20 protein-coding genes are annotated in these 18,184 nt (G+C 29.4%); 19 read left to right on the forward strand and 1 reads right to left on the reverse strand.

Annotated features, from left to right (window positions below):
- The first annotated feature begins 14 nt into the window (after nucleotides 1–14).
- From BET03_RS00100 to BET03_RS00150, 11 genes are all read left to right on the forward strand, one after another.
- Complete coding sequence (locus tag BET03_RS00100) at nucleotides 15–704, forward strand: TIGR01906 family membrane protein (protein WP_120165982.1); 690 nt, start codon at nucleotides 15–17, stop codon at nucleotides 702–704.
- A gap of 116 nt (nucleotides 705–820) precedes the next feature.
- A complete protein-coding gene (locus tag BET03_RS00105; protein WP_120165984.1) occupies nucleotides 821–1,795 on the forward strand; it encodes a restriction endonuclease in 975 nt (324 codons plus the stop codon).
- 106 nt (nucleotides 1,796–1,901) lie between these two features.
- Nucleotides 1,902–2,474, forward strand: a complete 573-nt coding sequence (locus BET03_RS00110) for a flavodoxin family protein (RefSeq protein WP_120165986.1) — start codon at nucleotides 1,902–1,904, stop codon at nucleotides 2,472–2,474.
- Nucleotides 2,475–2,486: 12 nt separating this feature from the next.
- Nucleotides 2,487–2,789, forward strand: a complete 303-nt coding sequence (locus tag BET03_RS00115) for an MTH1187 family thiamine-binding protein (protein ID WP_120165988.1) — start codon at nucleotides 2,487–2,489, stop codon at nucleotides 2,787–2,789.
- 176 nt (nucleotides 2,790–2,965) lie between these two features.
- Nucleotides 2,966–4,117, forward strand: coding sequence for a chorismate synthase (aroC, locus tag BET03_RS00120; RefSeq protein ID WP_120165990.1), 1,152 nt, complete (start codon nucleotides 2,966–2,968; stop codon nucleotides 4,115–4,117).
- A 4-nt stretch (nucleotides 4,118–4,121) separates the two neighbouring features.
- Nucleotides 4,122–5,204, forward strand: a complete 1,083-nt coding sequence (gene aroB / locus BET03_RS00125) for a 3-dehydroquinate synthase (RefSeq protein WP_120165992.1) — start codon at nucleotides 4,122–4,124, stop codon at nucleotides 5,202–5,204.
- Nucleotides 5,201–6,481 carry a 3-phosphoshikimate 1-carboxyvinyltransferase gene (aroA, locus tag BET03_RS00130; protein WP_120165994.1) on the forward strand — a complete coding sequence of 427 codons (1,281 nt, stop codon included), beginning with the start codon at nucleotides 5,201–5,203 and terminating at the stop codon, nucleotides 6,479–6,481. Before aroB ends, aroA begins: the two co-directional genes overlap by 4 nt.
- A gap of 26 nt (nucleotides 6,482–6,507) precedes the next feature.
- Nucleotides 6,508–7,053: a GNAT family N-acetyltransferase gene (locus BET03_RS00135; protein WP_120165996.1), complete on the forward strand. Its 546-nt coding sequence runs from the start codon at nucleotides 6,508–6,510 to the stop codon at nucleotides 7,051–7,053.
- Nucleotides 7,054–7,215: 162 nt separating this feature from the next.
- Entirely contained in the window at nucleotides 7,216–7,788 is a 573-nt protein-coding gene (pduL, locus tag BET03_RS00140) for a phosphate propanoyltransferase (protein WP_120165998.1), read from the forward strand.
- Nucleotides 7,789–7,802: 14 nt separating this feature from the next.
- Nucleotides 7,803–8,474 (forward strand): deoxyribose-phosphate aldolase, encoded by a 672-nt coding sequence (gene deoC, locus BET03_RS00145; RefSeq protein WP_120166000.1) that lies wholly within the window; start codon nucleotides 7,803–7,805, stop codon nucleotides 8,472–8,474.
- A 214-nt stretch (nucleotides 8,475–8,688) separates the two neighbouring features.
- Nucleotides 8,689–10,032: a methyl-accepting chemotaxis protein gene (locus tag BET03_RS00150; protein WP_120166002.1), complete on the forward strand. Its 1,344-nt coding sequence runs from the start codon at nucleotides 8,689–8,691 to the stop codon at nucleotides 10,030–10,032.
- Nucleotides 10,033–10,061: 29 nt separating this feature from the next.
- On the opposite strand, the gene ychF is transcribed toward BET03_RS00150, so the two are convergent.
- Nucleotides 10,062–11,150 (reverse strand): redox-regulated ATPase YchF, encoded by a 1,089-nt coding sequence (gene ychF / locus BET03_RS00155; protein ID WP_120166004.1) that lies wholly within the window; start codon nucleotides 11,148–11,150, stop codon nucleotides 10,062–10,064.
- 116 nt (nucleotides 11,151–11,266) lie between these two features.
- Here ychF and BET03_RS00160 point away from each other — a divergent pair, with 116 nt between their 5' ends.
- The 8 genes from BET03_RS00160 (at nucleotide 11,267) to BET03_RS00195 (ending at nucleotide 18,156) form a co-directional block, all read left to right on the forward strand.
- Nucleotides 11,267–11,467, forward strand: a complete 201-nt coding sequence (locus tag BET03_RS00160) for a hypothetical protein (RefSeq protein ID WP_120166006.1) — start codon at nucleotides 11,267–11,269, stop codon at nucleotides 11,465–11,467.
- A 347-nt stretch (nucleotides 11,468–11,814) separates the two neighbouring features.
- On the forward strand, nucleotides 11,815–12,777 hold the full coding sequence (locus BET03_RS00165; protein WP_120166008.1) for a PstS family phosphate ABC transporter substrate-binding protein: 963 nt from the start codon (nucleotides 11,815–11,817) through the stop codon (nucleotides 12,775–12,777).
- A 181-nt stretch (nucleotides 12,778–12,958) separates the two neighbouring features.
- The gene (gene pstC / locus BET03_RS00170) at nucleotides 12,959–13,903 is read left to right on the forward strand and encodes a phosphate ABC transporter permease subunit PstC (protein ID WP_120166010.1); all 945 of its coding nucleotides are present in this window, start codon (nucleotides 12,959–12,961) and stop codon (nucleotides 13,901–13,903) included.
- Entirely contained in the window at nucleotides 13,903–14,760 is an 858-nt protein-coding gene (pstA, locus tag BET03_RS00175; RefSeq protein WP_120166012.1) for a phosphate ABC transporter permease PstA, read from the forward strand. The genes pstC and pstA overlap by 1 nt, the downstream gene beginning before the upstream one ends.
- A 19-nt stretch (nucleotides 14,761–14,779) precedes the next feature.
- Nucleotides 14,780–15,535, forward strand: a complete 756-nt coding sequence (gene pstB, locus BET03_RS00180; protein WP_120166014.1) for a phosphate ABC transporter ATP-binding protein PstB — start codon at nucleotides 14,780–14,782, stop codon at nucleotides 15,533–15,535.
- A gap of 12 nt (nucleotides 15,536–15,547) precedes the next feature.
- Complete coding sequence (gene phoU, locus BET03_RS00185) at nucleotides 15,548–16,195, forward strand: phosphate signaling complex protein PhoU (protein WP_120166016.1); 648 nt, start codon at nucleotides 15,548–15,550, stop codon at nucleotides 16,193–16,195.
- Between the two features lie 82 nt (nucleotides 16,196–16,277).
- Nucleotides 16,278–16,874, forward strand: coding sequence for a YhcN/YlaJ family sporulation lipoprotein (locus BET03_RS00190; protein ID WP_183108647.1), 597 nt, complete (start codon nucleotides 16,278–16,280; stop codon nucleotides 16,872–16,874).
- An 88-nt stretch (nucleotides 16,875–16,962) separates the two neighbouring features.
- Entirely contained in the window at nucleotides 16,963–18,156 is a 1,194-nt protein-coding gene (locus tag BET03_RS00195) for a ferrochelatase (protein ID WP_120166020.1), read from the forward strand.
- Nucleotides 18,157–18,184: the final 28 nt, after the last annotated feature.

Consider the following 18,184-nt stretch of genomic DNA (forward strand, 5'->3'; position numbering starts at 1 on the left):
TATGGGGGGACAAAATGTTTAAAAGGTCAACTATTCTATTTATTGTTTTACTTATAATATTTTTACCGCTCTTATTATTACTTACTAATGTTGAGATAGCTTCCTTTGATTTAGACTATTTTTCAAAAAAATATGATGAATATAATATTGTTGAAGAAACTGGTATGGATAAAGAAACTTTAATGGGTGTAACAAAGCAGCTACTAAAATACTTAAAGGGTGATAGAGAAGATATTATTCTTTATGCAAATGTAAATGGTAAAAGGGAGCAAGTTTTTGAAAGAAGGGAATTATTACACTTAAAGGATGTTAAAAACCTATACCAAAAGGGTTATTTTATTAGAAGAATATCCCTATTTATTTCTATTTTATCTATTTTATACCTAACATTATTTACAAGGGAAAAACTGCCTAAAGCGCTTATATTTACTTCAATTATTCCTTTGGGTTTTATGTTAGTTTTGGCGATACTTTTAAGTATAGATTTTTACAGATACTTTACATACTTTCATGAAATATTTTTTAGTAATGACTTATGGCTGTTAAATCCAAAGACCGATATTTTAATTCAAATGTATCCACTTCAATTTTTTAATAGTATAGCATATAGAATAATTACCTACTTTGTTATAGAACTTGTTATAATATTTATTATTGGATTTGTCTTATTAAAAATTCAAAACAGAGAACTTATTAAAAGCTGATGGATATAGAATCCATCGGCTTTTTTTACGTAAAAAATAATATAATTAAAACATGTTATATAAAACATAAAATATGGGAATTATTTAGATAAACATATTAATCGGGAGGTTTTGTTATGGCAGATAAAAGTTTTTCAAAAAACATTATAGATAATGTGAAAAAGTTACTTAAGAAAAGGAAAATAAAAAGATTCTATATGGAAGAGTTAAATGAGGGTAAAAGCCACATTGCCATGATATTAGATAGCTTTTTTATTAGATTTTTTATTACCATCATATTTTTTGTATATATGTACTTTTTAACAAATGATATGCTTTTTGCTATAGCAATAACTATACAAGTTTTTATCTTATTAAACTTACTAATATATAAAATAAATAAAATGAGATTTATAAAAAATGTAAAAGCTATAAATGAAAGATTGGCAAAGAACAAGATTAAAAAAGATTTTTTAAATAAAACACCAGTTGAATTTGTTGAAGAAATGAAAGATATTCTAGAAAAATGTGGGATTAATGACTTAAAATTAAAATATGAAAAAGATTTAGATATAATTGGAAAATTCCAAGGTAATACTGTTGGCATTAAATGTTTTCAATATGAAGATGATTATAAGGTTACTGTTAATGAGATTAGGGATTTTTTCTTATCATTAAGAACATTAGAGATAGATCAAGGAATTGTAATAACTACTTCTTCATTTTCAGAAGATGTTAAAGACTTTTTACCTAAATTAGAAAAATATACGAAGTTATATTTATTTAATTTAGATGGATTAATAAAATTATTAAAAAAAGCCAATTCTTATCCAACTAAAAAAGAAATAGATAGTATGATTTTAAATAAAGTAGCAGATAAGAAAACTAAAATTAAAGAATACAGGGAAGTTGTATTATCAAAGGGGAAAACCTTTAAGTATTTTATGGTGGGGATTTTAATTCTTATTTGGGGTAGAATAACACCTTATGAACTTTACTATAGAATAGCAGCCTATGTTTTATTTTTCCTTGGTATTATATCTATAGGTAAATTTATTATTACTTATCTTTTAGAAGAATCGACGAATATAGAAGAAGATAGTCTATTTTAATGGATTTATTTACAAATATAACAATTTATCATAAAATATTACTATAAAACATGCTATTTCTAAAAGCTACTAGTAAACTAGTAGCTTTTAGTATAGGGGGATTGTAATGAACAAAGTATTAGCTATAATGGGAAGTCCTAGAAAAGGGAAAAATACAGATATACTATTAAATATGGTTATTAAAGGAATTAAGAAAAATGGTAACAATGTAGAAAAGATTTATCTTAGTGATATGGAATTAAATCCTTGTACTGGATGTAATTATTGTGCTAAAAGAGGAGAATGTGTTATAAATGATGATATACAAAAACTATACGATAAATTTAATGATAGTGATGGAATAATTTTAGCATCACCTTTATACTTTAATACTGTAAGTAGTATAGCTAAAATTATGATTGATAGGTGCCAGGTTTATTGGTCTAACAAGTTTGTTCTAAAGAATCCATATATAGACACAACTAAGGATAGAATAGGAATGTTTATTTGTGTGGGTGGTGCCCCCTACAATAGGAAACATTTTGATGGATGTTTTCCTGTAATTGATTTGTTTTTTAAAGCAATAAATACAACGTACAAATATAATATTCTTGTTTCAGATACTGATAAAGTACCTGTATGGAATAGAAAGGATATTTTGGCTAAAGCATATAGTATGGGAAATAAATTTTTTGATTAAGGAGGTGAAAAAATGGCAATAGTTGAAGTTACAATTGTTCCATTAGGAACAGGAGATACTAGTTTAAGTAGATATGTGGCAAAGTGTCACGAAATTCTTAAGAGAGAAGAGGAAATAAAATATCAGCTTACACCTATGGGAACAATTATAGAAGGTGATTTGGATAAAATATTATCAACTATAAGAAAAATGCATGAAGTACCTTTTGGAGAAGGGGCCAAGAGGGTTTCAACACAAATAAAGATAGATGATAGAAGGGATAAGGAAACTAGTATGGAAAGAAAGGTAAAGGCAGTTGAAAGTAAATTAAAATAACAAAATATAATAAACTTTATTACATAAAACTTCAAATTATTAAATTACATGGCTCGACCTTTATGGCGAGCCTAATATTTTTCCAAAAAGATTAAAAGACATTGAGAATATTTGGTGATTAATTTAAACGACTTAAAATATACTAGTAATTATAGTATACGAAGGGAGTAGAATTTATGCTTAAATTTTTAACGGCAGGAGAATCCCATGGCAAAGGGCTAGTTGGTATTATCGAGGGTTTACCGGCTAATTTAAATATAGATATAGAGTTTATTAATAATGAATTAAAGAGAAGGCAAAAAGGATATGGTAGAGGTAAGAGGATGGATATAGAAAGGGATAAAATTGAGATAATATCAGGTATTAGAAATGGGAAAACTTTGGGAAGTCCTATTGCAATGATTATTAAGAATAGAGATTGGGAAAATTGGAAGGAAATTATGGATGTAGAGAATATAAGATTACCTAAAGAAAAAATAGTTACAAGACCTAGGCCAGGCCATGGAGATTTGGCTGGTGCTATTAAATATAACCATAAGGATATAAGAAATATACTTGAAAGGGCCAGTGCAAGAGAAACAGCAATGAGGGTTGCAGTAGGTTCAATTGCAAAACAGTTATTGAAAGCTTTTGACATAGAGATATATAGTCATGTAATTCAGATCGGAAAAGTAAAAGTTGAAACTAAAAATATAAATAAAGAACAATTAGAAATGGCAGATAGGTCACCAGTTAGAGTTTTAGATAAACAAGCTGAGAATCAAATAATAACAGAAATAGATAAAACGAAGGAAAAAGGAGATACTTTAGGTGGCTTATTTGAAGTTGTAGCATATAATGTACCTATTGGATTAGGTAGTCATGTAAACTGGGATAGAAAGCTCGATGGAAAAATTGCTCAAGGCATGATGTCACTTCAGGGAGTAAAAGGTGTAGAAATTGGAATGGGTTTTGAAAGTGCAAGAAGATTAGGGTCTGAAGTACATGATGAAATATATTATGAAAACCAGTATTATAGAAAGACTAATAATGCTGGAGGTATAGAGGCGGGTATTTCTAATGGAAATAATATAATAGTAAAATGTGCAATGAAACCTATCCCTTCTTTAGGGAGCCCTTTAAATAGTGTTGATATGGAAACCAAAAAAGCCTTTGAAGCCCAAAAAGAAAGGGCTGACGTATGTGCTGTACCTTCGGCAAGTATTGTAGCAGAACATATCTTAGCTTGGATTCTAGCAAATGAAATTACAATAAAATTTGGAGGAGACAGTATAAGTGAAATGAAAGATAATTACAATAGATACATAGATTATGTAAATAGTAGGTGATCCTATGAGAGTTTTAAATGTTGATTTGAAGGATACTAAATATAACATATATGTAGGAGCAGGGATATTTAGTAATATACATGATATACTAAATTCTTTAGATGTTAGTAACGATGTATTTATAATAACAGATGAAAATGTAGGAAGACTTTATCTAGATAAATGTTTAAGTTATTTAAGGGATTACAAGGTAAACTATTTTATGATTAAACCGGGAGAAAAAAGTAAAAATTTAGAGGTTGCTAAAGAAATATATAAAAAAATGTTGATAAGTCGATGTGACAGACAAACTACCGTTGTAAGTCTAGGTGGCGGCGTAGTTGGAGATATAGCAGGATTTGTTGCTTCAACATATATGAGGGGAATAGATTTTATACAGGTACCTACTACTTTATTAGCACAGGTGGATAGTAGTGTTGGAGGCAAAGTTGCAGTAAATTTTGATTCATATAAAAATATTATAGGCGCTTTTTATCAACCAAGGACAGTAATTATTGATGTTAATTTTCTTGAAACATTAAGTAAAAGGGACTTTTTTTCAGGCTTAGGTGAAGTAGTAAAATACGGACTGATTAAAAATTATGATTTTTTTAATTGGTTAAGGAATAACTTTAAAAAAATTATCCAATTAGATAAGGAATGTTTAGTAAATATAATTATGGAATCATTAAAAATAAAAAGAGATGTAGTTGAAATTGATGAAAGGGATAAAGGAATAAGAAGGATATTAAATTTTGGTCATACAATAGGACATGGAATTGAATCTTTAGATAATTTCAATAGATATAAACATGGTGAGGCAGTGGCTTTAGGAATAGTATATGAAAGCTTTATAAGTAAAAAATTAGATATGATAGATGAAAAATATTTTAAGGAAATCACTGATATGGTAAGCAAAATAGTTGAATTAAAAGCTTTTAATGATAAAGAAATAAAAGAAATAATGAAAAAAATGGAACATGATAAAAAGAAGATAAACAATAAAAATGTTTTTGTTCTTCCAATTGGAAAAGGGAAGGTAGATATATTTACTGAAACAGATAAAAAGGTAATTATAAAAAGTTTAAAGGATGGGGTAAAATTATGAAAATAAAAGGTGGTAATGTTTATTTAAAGGGTGAAATAGAAGTTCCAGGTGACAAATCTATATCCCATAGGGCAATTATGATTGGTGCTCTATCTGATGGTAGAACAGAAGTACATAATTTTTTATTAGGTAAAGATTGTTTATCTACAGTAGAATGCTTTAGAAATATGGGTGTTAATATTGATATTAAAAAAAATAAGGTTTTTATTGAGGGACCTGGCTTAAAAGGACTTAAAGAACCTAAAAAAACTTTAAATGTCGGAAATTCAGGTACTACAATAAGACTATTAAGTGGAATACTGGCAGGGCAAAATTTTACATCTTATATAACTGGTGATAAATCAATACAGAGAAGACCAATGGACAGGATTATTACACCCTTAAGAAAAATGGGGGCAAATATAAAAGGAAAAGATGATAAGTTTGCTCCTTTAGAAATTAGACCATCAAATAGGTTAAAGGGTATCACATATAAACAGCCAGTTGCAAGTGCTCAGGTTAAATCTTGTTTATTATTTGCTGGGCTTTATTCTGAAGGTATTACAAAAGTTATTCAGCCGAAAATATCTAGAGACCATACCGAAAGAATGCTTAAATATTTTGGTGCTGATATTAAAGTTACTGGAAATGAAGTATATATAAAATCAGGAAATAAATTAAAAGGTAAAAAAGTTATAGTACCAGGTGATATATCTTCAGCAGCCTTTTTTATGGTTGCTGCATTAATACTTAAAGGTTCTAAATTAACTTTAAAGAATGTTGGATTAAATGAAACACGAACAGGTATAATTGACGTTCTAAAGGCAATGGGAGGTAATATTAAAATCAGTAATCTTAAGACTGTTAACAATGAACCTATAGGTGATATTCATGTAAAACACTCTAAGTTAAAGGGAGTAACTATAGAAGGTGACTTAATTCCAAGACTTATTGATGAAATACCAATAATTGCTGTTGCTGCATCAGTTGCAGAGGGGACAACTATCATAAAAGATGCAAGTGAGCTAAAAGTTAAGGAAAGTAACAGAATAAAGGCAATGGTAGATGAACTAACTAAAATGGGGGTAGATATAGAAGAAAGGGAAGATGGGATGATTATAAAGGGAAATAAAAAGTTAAATTCAGCATTTTTAAAAACATATGCTGATCATAGAATAGCAATGTCTTTAAGTATTGCTTCTTTATATGCAGATGGTGAGTCTGAATTAGAAGAAACAGATAGTATAGCAGTTTCTTTTCCAAATTTCTTTAATTTAGTGGATAAAGTTAAAAGTTAATAAGTTGTTTATTAAAGGGGGATATTATGGGGATAAATAATAAATATAAACTTAAAAATAATAAAGCTCTAATTATACGTGAAGCAGAACCTTGTGATGCTAAAGATCTTATACAATATATAAACAAAGTAGCTGGAGAATCTGACAACTTAACCTTTGGGGAAGGGGAATTTAATGTAAATGTTGAACAGGAGAAGAAAATAATACAAAACAGTTTAAATTCTCCAAGGGATTTATTCTTAATAGCTGAAGTAGATGGAAGGATTGTTGGAAATCTTACTTTTCGATCAGGCAAAAGACCAAGAACCAAACATTCTGGAGAATTTGGAATTACAGTGTTAAAAAAATACTGGGGACTTGGAATTGGGAAGTTACTTATGAAAACACTATTAGATTGGGCTAAAAGTGAAGGGCAAATAAAAAAGATTAACTTAAGGGTTCGCTTTGATAATCATAAAGCTATAAAACTATATGAAAAAATGGGATTTGAAAAGGAAGGAAAAATTAAAAGGGGATTTTTAGTTAATGGCAAATTTATCGATATTATTGCAATGGGTATATGTTTAGATTAATAATTATTTGATTTTTATAAAAGAAAGAATTATAATTTTATTGGCAAAATAATTTCCTTGGAAATATCTGTTTAAATTAAAAATACCATATGCTACAATTATAGTATAATGGTTAGAAAAATAACAAATTTTAGAAAAATATTATATTAAGGGGGTATACTTATGAGAAAAGAATTACCAATTGCATTATCAAACAGACACGTTCACTTAAGTGAGGAACACATCAAAGTTTTATTTGGAGAAGGTTATGAATTAACTAAAAAGAAGGATTTATCTCAGCCAGGACAGTTTGCTGCTGAAGAAAAGGTTGATCTAGTTGGACCAAAGGGAACTATTAAAGGTGTAAGGGTATTAGGACCAGCTAGAAAAGAAACTCAAGTAGAAATATCTCTAACTGATAGCTTTAAATTAGGTGTTAAAGCACCAGTAAGAAATTCTGGGGATTTAGATGGAAGCCCTGGAGCAAAACTAGTTGGACCAAATGGAGAAGTTGAATTAGAAAAGGGAGTAATAGCAGCTGCAAGACATATACATATGCATACAGATGATGCTGAAGAATTTGGAGTTAAAGATAAGGATATTGTAAAAGTAAAAGTAGGAGGAGAAAGAGGATTAGTGTTTGAAAATGTTCTAGTTAGAGTTAGTCCAAAGTATGCTTTAGAAATGCACGTTGATATAGATGAAGGTAATGCAGCTGGAGTTAAAAATGGAGAAATGGTTGAATTAATTAAATAGATGGAGGTACTTAAATGAAACAAATTGCATCAATAATAGATCATACTATTCTAAAACCTGATACTAAAAAAGAAGATGTAAAAAAAATATGTGAAGAAGCCAAAAAATATGGTTTTGCTTCTGTATGTGTTAATCCTTATTATGTAAAATATGTAAAGGAACTATTAAAAGATTCTAACATAAAAGTAACATCAGTTATAGGTTTTCCTTTAGGTAGCACCCTTAAAGAGGTAAAGGCATTTGAAGCTAAAAAGGCTGTTGAAAATGGAGCAGATGAGTTAGATATGGTTATAAATATAGGGGCACTTAAGGATAAGGATTATGATACTGTAAAAGAAGATATAGAGGCAGTAGTAGAAGCTTCAGGAGAAGATACAATTGTAAAGGTTATAATAGAAACTTGCCTTTTAACTGATGATGAAAAAATTATTGCTAGTAAACTAGCAAAGGAAGCAGGAGCAGATTTTGTTAAGACTTCTACAGGTTTTAGTACAGGCGGTGCAACAGTTGAAGATGTAGAATTAATGAGAAATACTGTTGGAGAAGAAATGGGTGTTAAAGCTTCAGGAGGAGTAAGAGATATTGAAAAGGCTAAAAAGATGATTAAAGCAGGTGCTACTAGAATAGGAGCAAGCTCATCTGTAGCAATAGTAGAAGGCCAAAAAGTAGATAGTAATGGATATTAAAGTTAAAATACATTGAAGTTAAAGATTTAAAAAGAACAAAATGGGTAAAAAGACCTATTTTGTTCTTTTTTTTCACAAATAAAGGTGAAATATGGTAAAAGTGAGAAATTATAAATGTGATAGATATATGTGGATTAAGATGGTTTAAGTTATATTAGAGTGATAAAATAGCTAATTAACCATAAGTAATAATAATTATTTAGGAGGAAAGTTTATGAAAAAAAATAAAAACAATGTTATGGAGAAAGCAAATAAAGGTGTACAAATGCTTAATATTCAAAAAGTACCATTGGGAATTAGAACTAAAATAATTATTAGTGTTGTTATAGCTTTAATAATAAGTCCTACTATTGCAGTATATATAAATAATATGGTACAGAAGACTAATCTTGTAAAAGGGAATATAGCAGTTTATGTATCTACAGGAATTAACCTTTTAATTGTAACTAGTATAATTTACATTAGCTTAAGATTTATTATTTTAAAACCCCTACAAGAAATAATTAACAAAATGGAGAAAGCTGGTGAAGGAAACTTAACTGAATTTGTGGAGATAAAATCCAATGATGAGATGAAAGTTTTAGGAGATTTCTTTAATAAAATGTTAATGAATCAATCACAAATTATTAGTGAAGTAAGAAAAAAGTCATTAGAACTTACTAATGCATCGAAAGATATGTTTGAATCTACAGAGCAGGTTAATACTGCAACACAACAAATTACAGCATCTATAGAAGATATTGCTTTAATGACTGATAAACAAAGTAATTCAATTGTTGAAGCTTCAAAATCTTTACTCCATTTGTCGAGTCTTGTTCAACTTGCTAAAAATAAATGCGAAAAAGCAACAGATAATTCTAAAAATACTAAAATAATAGCTAACAAAGGAAAAGAAAAAGTAAAAGATACAGTTAATGCAATGAAGGTAATTAACAATAAAACATCAAATGTTTCTAAAGTAATCGAAGGCTTACATACATTATCAGAAAGGATTACTGAAATAGCAAACATGATTAATAATATTGCAGCTCAAACTGATTTATTATCCCTTAATGCATCTATAGAGGCTGCCAGAGCAGGTGAACATGGTAGGGGGTTTGGAGTTGTAGCTGAGGAAGTAAGAAAACTTGCTGAAGAATCCCATAAAGGTGCAGAAGATATAGAAAAGCTAATGGGGGAGATGAAAAAACAAATTAATGGAGTAGTAGCATCTATAGAAGAAAGTAAAGAAGCAGTAAAAAATGGAACTAGTATAGTTAGTGAAACAGAAAAAACTTTTGAAGATATAATAAAAGCAGTTGATGAAACTATAGATAACATAAATGAGGTACTAGATATTACTAAAGATGAGGTTGCAACATCAGACCAAGTAGTAGAATTGATTAATTCGGTATCATCTGTTTCAGAAAAGACTGCTTTTAATAGTCAAGAGGTATCAGGAGCTGCAGAAGAGCAAACAGCAACTTTAGAAAATGTAACAGAATCAGCACAGGGTGTAAGTGATATGGCAAATGGTTTGGCTAGCTTAGTAAACAAATTTAAAGTTAAAGATATATAAAAAATACACCTCAGATTGAGGTGTATTTTTTATACATTAAATCTAAATACTATAACATCACCATCTTTAACGATATAGTCTTTTCCTTCTAATCTTATTAACCCCTTTTCTTTAGCTTCTGTGTATCCACCACAATCAATTAAATCTTCATAACTAATAACTTCAGCCCTTATAAAACCTCTTTCCATATCAGAGTGAATTTTTCCTGCGGCTTGAGGAGCTTTTGTTCCTTTTTTTATAGTCCAAGCTCTAACCTCTTTTTCACCTGCAGTTAAAAAACTTATTAATCCTAGTAATCTATAACTAGCTTTAATAAGTTTATCTAGACCTGATTCTTTAAGGCCCAATTCTTCTAGAAAATCTTTCTTTTCTTCTTCATCTAATTCTGCAATTTCAGCTTCAATTTTTCCACATAGTGTTATTACTTCTGCCCCTTCTTCTTTTGCTAACTCCTTTATTTTATCAACGTGTTCATTACCTCCATCTAATAAATCCTCTTCTGATATATTTGCAGCATATAATACAGGTTTATAGGTTAAAAGATTTAAGCTCTTTACAAATTTTTCCTCTTCCTTATCAAAATCTAATACCCTAGCTGGCTTTTCATTCTCTAAAATATCTTTAATCCTATTTAAAATATCTAATTCACTTTGATATGATTTATCGCCTTTTAGTAATTTTTCAGTTTTGGTAATTCTTTTATTAATTAACTCTAAATCAGAAAGAATTAATTCAAGATTAATTATTTCAATATCTCTTAATGGGTCAATATTACCTTCAACATGAGTGATGTTTTCATCTTCAAAACATCTAACAACATGGACTATTGCGGCAACTTCCCTTATGTGGGATAAGAATTGATTACCTAGTCCTTCACCCTTACTAGCTCCCTTAACTAATCCTGCAATATCATAAAATTCTATAGTTGTTGGTGTGATTTTTTTTGGATTTACTATTTTAGCTAATTTTTCTAAACGTTCATCAGGAACAGTTACAACTCCAACATTTGGGTCTATTGTACAGAAAGGGTAATTGGCAGATTCTGCTCCTGCTGCTGTAATAGCATTAAACAGAGTGCTCTTACCAACATTTGGTAGACCTACAATTCCTAATTTCATATATATCTTCCTTTCAATAGTTAATAATATAATATGTAATCTTTCAAATTTAACACAGAGTAAATTATACAACATTGGTGGAATTACTTCAACTTAAATATAGGAGGTGACTATAAATGAATAGAGACACACAAATAAAATCTATACTTTCATTTGTAGATGAACATAGGGAATCAACAGCTAGTAGGATTGTAGCAGCAAAAATACTAGGAGAAAAAAATCGTAGAGTAGATGATGAAATTATTAAGGAGCTGCATGCTAAGTTACCAAGGGCTACACATGATGTAATAGATGAATGCTTTCAGATTATAGAATAAATAGAGGCTGTATATTTTATTACAGCCTCTATTTTCTTTTTCTCCAAATTTTATTATGATTGTAGTTTCTTTAAGCATCATAAGTAAAAACATTGCTAAAAATAGTAATTTAAAAAAGATAGATTGTTTGTTTGTAATAAGAAAAATAAAGATAAATAGAATTATATAGATCATTTTAAAACCTCCTTTTTATTATTTTCACCGATTTATCAAATAAAATGACAAAAATCTACTTAACATATATTTAACTTTTGTTTAACATTAGCTAAACACAATGCTATATTAATCCTGTTATAATGTGAATTGTGAAAAGGCAAAACAAAATATTAAATGAAAGGGGATTAATTATGAAATTATTTAAGGGATCTAAGTTTATCGCTCTAGCATTAATTTTAGTTATGTCTTTAACAGTATTAGCTGCTTGTGGACAGAATAAACAACCGCAAGGTCAAGAAGGAAATCAACAAGAAAAAGGTTTATCAGGTAAAATAGAGATTGATGGTTCAAGTACAGTTTATCCTATAACTGAGGCTATAGCTGAAGAATTCCAGTTACAATATCCAGATACAAGAGTTACAGTTGGGGTTTCAGGTACTGGCGGAGGATTTAAAAGATTTACTGTAGGTGAAACTGATATAAGTAATGCTTCAAGACTAATAAAGGATAAAGAGGCTGCAAAAGCTGAAGAAAATGGAATTGAATATACTCAAGTTTCTGTTGCTTATGATGGTATTACAGTAGTTGTAAACCCTCAAAATGATTGGGCTACAGATATAACTGTAGAAGAATTAAAGAAAATTTGGGAGCCAAACAGTAAGGTTAAGACTTGGAAAGATATTAGACCAGAATGGCCAGACAAAGAAATTCATCTATATGGTCCAGGAACAGATTCAGGTACATTTGATTACTTCACTGAAGCAATAGTAGGTGAAGGTGGAGCTTCAAGAACTGATTACACAGCTAGTGAGGATGACAACGTACTAGTACAAGGTATTACAGGAGATAAATATGCACTAGGATATTTCGGATATGCATACTATGAAGAAAATCAAGACAAGCTAAAAGCAGTTACTATAAATGGAGTTGAACCAACAACTGAAACTATAGGAAATGGAGAATATACTCCGTTAGCAAGACCAATTTTCATATACGTATCACATAATTCATTCAAAGACAAGCCTCAAGTTGCAGAGTTTGTAAAATTCTACTTAAAGAATGCTAGAAACGTAGTTCCATCAACTGGTTATGTACCATTACCACAAGATAAATATGATGAACAATTAGAAAAAATTATAAATGCCGTTAAGTAGTACGGTCAAACAAAGATAAGTTTCCCCCTTCAGTAAAGGAGCAGTATTAACTGCTCCTTTACTTTCGTTTATTAGTTTAACATAGATTTAACATAAGCTTAACAATAGATAAACATTGAAGTTATTTATCTATCCTATAATAAAATTGTGGATTAATAAAAATTAATTGGAGGCTAGGACAATGGTAGAAAATGTTAAAGTTAAAAAGTCACATAAGAGTTCTTCAAAAAAGAATAATTTAACACAACAGAAACCTCGACATGGTGAAAATGTAATAAAGGGAATATTGTTCCTATTTGCACTTGTTTCAATATTCACAACAATAGGTATAGTTACGATATTATTAAAGGAAACGGTTGGATTTTTTAAAGAAGTGTCAATATTAGAGTTTTTAACGGGTACAGAATGGACAGCCCTATTTGCTAACCCTAAATTTGGCGTTCTACCATTAGTAAGTGGCACATTAATGATAGCATTTTATGGTAGTGTTGTTGCAATTCCAACAGGACTAGGATGTGCTATATATTTAAGTGAATATGCATCAAAAAGGACTAGAAAGATTATTAAACCAGTTTTAGAAATATTAGCTGGTATACCTTCAATTGTTTATGGTTACTTTGCTTTAACATTTATAACTCCGATCATTAGAAAATTTGTACCTGACACAATGGTCTTTAATGCTTTAAGTGCAAGTATAACTGTAGGTATAATGATTATTCCTATGGTTTCATCATTAAGTGAGGATGCCATGAAGGCAGTACCAGATTCTTTACGTCATGGAGCCTATGCTTTAGGATGCACCAAATTTGAGGTTGCAACAAAGGTAGTAGTCCCTGCTGCATTATCAAGTATAATAGCATCTTTTGTATTAGCTATTTCTCGTGCAATAGGAGAGACGATGATAGTTACATTAGCAGCAGGATCAACTCCGAACTTAACGTTAAATCCATTAGAAAGTATTCAGACTATGACTGCATTTATTGTTCAGGTTGCTAAAGGAGACGTAGAACATGGAGGATTAATATATAAAACAATATTTGCAGTTGGTATGTTATTATTTGTAATAACACTGGCTATGAATATTTTAGCTAAGCTAATAATTAAGAAATTTAGGGAGGAGTATTAATGTCAAATTTAAAGCTAAGAAAACTTAAAAATAAAATTTTCCATGGACTAGTACTTTCTTCAACTTTATTTGCCCTAATTGTACTTATTGTACTTTTAAGTGATATTGTAATGGATGGATATAAATGGCTTAGTATAGACTTTTTCAAAAATTTTACATCAAGATTTCCAGAGAGAGCAGGAATTAAAGCAGGACTTTTTGGAAGTCTTTGGATAATAGTTATTACGGCTAGTGTGTCTTTTCCAGTTGGTGTTGGAGCTGCCCTTTACCTTGAGGAATATGCACCAAAAAATTGGTTTACAAATATAATCCAAATTAATATTTCAAATTTAGCTGGGGTTCCTTCAATTGTGTTCGGTATTTTAGGGTTAGGTGTATTTGTAAATACTTTTGGTTTTGGTAGGAGTATTTTATCAGGCGGATTGACTTTAGCTTTACTTATACTTCCTATTATTATTGTTTCAGCCCAGGAGGCCCTAAGAAGTGTGCCAAAGGATTTAAAGCATGGAGCTTATGCCCTTGGATGTACTAAATGGCAAGTAATAACCGGTGTTGTTTTACCCTATGCTATTCCAGGAATTTTAACAGGTACTATTATTTCAATCGCAAGGGCTTTAGGAGAGACTGCACCTTTAATAATGGTTGGAGCAGTAACATTCGCAGCTTTTACTCCTGAAAGTATATTTGATTCATTTACAACTCTTCCAATGCAAATATATAGTTGGACTTCTAGACCACAGGCAGACTTTCACAATTTAGCTGCAGCTGCAATAATAGTACTTTTAGCTGTTTTATTGACTGCTAATGCTTTAGCTGTTTTATTAAGGGACAAATATCAAGATAGAATTAAGGGTTAATTTAAGGAGGAGAATTGCAATGAATGCTAAAATGGAGATAAATAATTTAAATTTCTATTATGGCGATTTTAAAGCTCTAAAAGATATAAACATGAAAATAGAGGAAAACAAAGTAACTGCTCTTATTGGACCATCTGGATGTGGTAAATCTACCTTTTTAAGAACATTAAATAGAATGAATGATTTAATAGAAGGAACAAGACATGAAGGTGAAATATTATATGAGGGTCAAGATATCTATTCACCAAAGGTAGATGTTGTTGAACTTAGAAAAAAGATAGGAATGGTTTTTCAAAAACCAAATCCATTTCCTAAATCTATTTATGAAAATGTAGCATTTGGACCAAAAAGACATGGTATAAAAAATAAAGCTAAATTAGATGAAATAGTGGAAAAAAGCCTTAAAGGTGCTGCATTATGGGATGAGGTTAAAGATAGATTAAATACTTCTGCATGGGCATTATCAGGTGGTCAGCAGCAAAGATTATGTATAGCTAGGGCACTTGCTATGGAGCCAGATGTATTATTAATGGATGAACCTACTTCAGCATTAGACCCAGTAGCTACATTAAAAATAGAGGAATTAATTGATGAATTGAAGAATAATTATACTATAATAATAGTAACCCATTCAATGCAGCAGGCAGGAAGAATATCAGATAATACTGCCTTCTTCCTTATGGGAGAATTAATTGAATTTGGAGAAACTAAAAAAATATTTTCTAATCCTAGTGATAAGAGAACTGAAGATTATATCACAGGAAGATTTGGTTAAAGGAGTGGGAGAATGAGGAAGCATTTTCATGAAGAATTAAAAAATTTACATCAGTCACTTTTAAAAATGGGGGCAATGGTGGAAGATGTAATAGATACTGCAATTACTTCACTTATTGAACAAGACTTAGCAAAGGCAGATGAAGTGATTATAAAAGATGATAAAGTAGATGAAATGGAAATATATATAGAAAAAAAGTGCTTAGAACTTTTAGCTCTTCAACAACCACTTGCTAAAGATTTAAGACAAATAAGTGGAATATTAAAGATAATAACTGACCTTGAAAGAATTGGAGATCATGGTGTAAATATTGCAAGGGTTACAAGAAAAATAGGAAAAGAAAAGTTTGTAAAGCCCTTAATTGATATTCCTAAAATGGCTGATATAGCAAAAGAAATGGTAAAGAAAAGTTTAGATAGTTTTATTAATGAAGATGTAGAGTTGGCAAAGGAAGTAGCAAAAATGGATGATTTAGTAGATGATATATATGAAGATATATATATTGAATTATTAGAAATGTTAAGTGAAAACAAAAAGATTATGCAGCAGGTTGTAAACCTTCTATTTATTGGAAGGTATTTAGAAAGAATTGCTGACCATACAACTAATATATGTGAAAGAATAGTATATATGGCTACAGGTGAAAGGGTTGAATATTAAATCCATTCCGAAACTTCGGAATGGATTTTTTGTTTAATAAAAAATGGCCAAAAAGACACAATAAGTATAGGAGGTGAGACTGTTGAAAAAATATTTAAAAATAGTATCTTTATTAACACTACTATTTATTGTATTTACTCTACTATTTGTTGGCTGTAGACCTGCTGAAAGACCTAATTTACCAAATGAAGAGCAACCTGGTGAAGTAGACAGAGGAAATGACGGAGATATAGATGACGATGGAGACACAGATTTAGATAATGACATGAATAATGATATGGATGAAGATTTGGATAGGGATATGGATAGAAATATGAATAGAGACATAAATAGAGATATGAATGATGATCTATCTATGAGGGCAGAAAACATAGCTGATAGCTTAGTAGATATACCTGGTATAGATGATGCAACCGTTGTTATTAGTGAAAATACTGCATTAGTAGGAGTACAATATGTTAATGGTAGAAATAATGGTTTTACAGCCACTATGAATGAGAGAGTGGAAGATACAGTAAGACGTGTTGACAGAAGAATTAATAATGTTGTAGTTACTGCTGACCCTAATTTATTTGAGCAAATTGATGATATAGCAACAGGTATTAATAGGGGAAGGCCTATGACAGGATTCACACAAGAAATACAAGATATTTTAAGGAGAATACAGCCAACTAGGTAGGGAATATCCGGTCTTTTGACCGGATAATTTTCATAAAAGTAATATTGGATTACATAAAATTAAAAAAAGATGTTTTTGGGGGTTTTATATGGGGGATATAAAAGATATTAAAAATGAAATATTTTATATATTATTATTTGTATTCTTTTTTAACTTGTTTTTAGCATATGAAGATCCAATAGAAAATGTTTTTTTAATTATTTCCTATTCAGGATTAATAATGATATTTAAAAATAGATCAAAGCTAAATACAAAAAGAAGGATTATATTCTTAATTATATTTATGCTAATTTTTTACATAATCTCAGTATTTTTTTTATTTACACAAAGTTATAATATGAATCTTAAAACATCCTATATAGGTAGAAAAAGTGAAAAGACAGCAGTTTTACTTACCTATTATGGTGAAGATAATATGTTTAATATGGGAAAAAGAATAAATGATTTAAAAATGGACGAAAACTTTATAAATAAAGTAAAAGCACCTTTTATTTTACATAAAACCAAGAGAAACTATGAAGAAATAGGACAAAGTGATTATATTAAAAATACAATTAAAGTAAAAAAAGAAGTAGAAAAAAGATTAAATGAAAACTATAAAGTTTATTTAGGATATTTAAAATCTACAAAATATATTGAAGAAATTTTAATTAACATAGTTAATGATGGGTATTATAAAATTATAGTTGTACCAGTTTTTATAACTGAAGGAAATGAATTTACAGAATTAAAAGAAAGAATAAATAATTTAAAACTATTTAATCAAAATATATACATAAAGTGGACTGAACCATTATGGGATAGTGAAAAAATTATAAACTCATATGTTGAAAAGATTTTATTTGAAACAGATATTAATAAAACATCCGATACAGGAATACTTCTTATTGGACATGGTGAAAGAGGCTACGGCAGGGAAGAATATATTGAGGGAATTAAGCAGGATTTATTGTTCAGAAAAAAAATAAAAAATTATCTAGTAAATGATATTAAAATTGGAAAAAATAAGATTAAGCTGGCTTGGATGAATTATGTAGAACCTAATTATGTCTATGAATTCCAACGTTTACTGGAATATGGAGTAGGAAATATAATTTGTTTATATGTAAATCCGTCAGCTACTAATATTGAAAATTATACAATTGCATTTGAAATAAAAGAAGAAGTTGAAATCCCTGAGGGAGTAAAGGTAAAGGTTGTAGATGGATTTTTAAATGATGCTTACTTTATTGAAGAATTAGTAAGTAGAATTAAATTTACAAATTTACAAAAGTGGAATTAAGTTCTTTAGGAAAGATTAACTATTAGAT

This window comes from Thermohalobacter berrensis (assembly GCF_003609645.1).
In the GTDB taxonomy this organism is placed as follows: Bacteria; Bacillota; Clostridia; order Tissierellales; family Thermohalobacteraceae; genus Thermohalobacter; species Thermohalobacter berrensis.

Bases quoted from the DNA above. Each gene is read 5' to 3' on its own strand.
- BET03_RS00100 (WP_120165982.1), top strand. From the start codon at position 15: ATGTTTAAAAGGTCAACTATTCTATTTATTGTTTTACTTATAATATTT.
- BET03_RS00105 (WP_120165984.1), top strand. From the start codon at position 821: ATGGCAGATAAAAGTTTTTCAAAAAACATTATAGATAATGTGAAAAAG.
- BET03_RS00110 (WP_120165986.1), top strand. From the start codon at position 1,902: ATGAACAAAGTATTAGCTATAATGGGAAGTCCTAGAAAAGGGAAAAAT.
- BET03_RS00115 (WP_120165988.1), top strand. From the start codon at position 2,487: ATGGCAATAGTTGAAGTTACAATTGTTCCATTAGGAACAGGAGATACT.
- aroC (WP_120165990.1), top strand. From the start codon at position 2,966: ATGCTTAAATTTTTAACGGCAGGAGAATCCCATGGCAAAGGGCTAGTT.
- aroB (WP_120165992.1), top strand. From the start codon at position 4,122: ATGAGAGTTTTAAATGTTGATTTGAAGGATACTAAATATAACATATAT.
- aroA (WP_120165994.1), top strand. From the start codon at position 5,201: ATGAAAATAAAAGGTGGTAATGTTTATTTAAAGGGTGAAATAGAAGTT.
- BET03_RS00135 (WP_120165996.1), top strand. From the start codon at position 6,508: ATGGGGATAAATAATAAATATAAACTTAAAAATAATAAAGCTCTAATT.
- pduL (WP_120165998.1), top strand. From the start codon at position 7,216: ATGAGAAAAGAATTACCAATTGCATTATCAAACAGACACGTTCACTTA.
- deoC (WP_120166000.1), top strand. From the start codon at position 7,803: ATGAAACAAATTGCATCAATAATAGATCATACTATTCTAAAACCTGAT.
- BET03_RS00150 (WP_120166002.1), top strand. From the start codon at position 8,689: ATGAAAAAAAATAAAAACAATGTTATGGAGAAAGCAAATAAAGGTGTA.
- ychF (WP_120166004.1), bottom strand. From the start codon at position 11,150: ATGAAATTAGGAATTGTAGGTCTACCAAATGTTGGTAAGAGCACTCTG.
- BET03_RS00160 (WP_120166006.1), top strand. From the start codon at position 11,267: ATGAATAGAGACACACAAATAAAATCTATACTTTCATTTGTAGATGAA.
- BET03_RS00165 (WP_120166008.1), top strand. From the start codon at position 11,815: ATGAAATTATTTAAGGGATCTAAGTTTATCGCTCTAGCATTAATTTTA.
- pstC (WP_120166010.1), top strand. From the start codon at position 12,959: ATGGTAGAAAATGTTAAAGTTAAAAAGTCACATAAGAGTTCTTCAAAA.
- pstA (WP_120166012.1), top strand. From the start codon at position 13,903: ATGTCAAATTTAAAGCTAAGAAAACTTAAAAATAAAATTTTCCATGGA.
- pstB (WP_120166014.1), top strand. From the start codon at position 14,780: ATGAATGCTAAAATGGAGATAAATAATTTAAATTTCTATTATGGCGAT.
- phoU (WP_120166016.1), top strand. From the start codon at position 15,548: ATGAGGAAGCATTTTCATGAAGAATTAAAAAATTTACATCAGTCACTT.
- BET03_RS00195 (WP_120166020.1), top strand. From the start codon at position 16,963: ATGGGGGATATAAAAGATATTAAAAATGAAATATTTTATATATTATTA.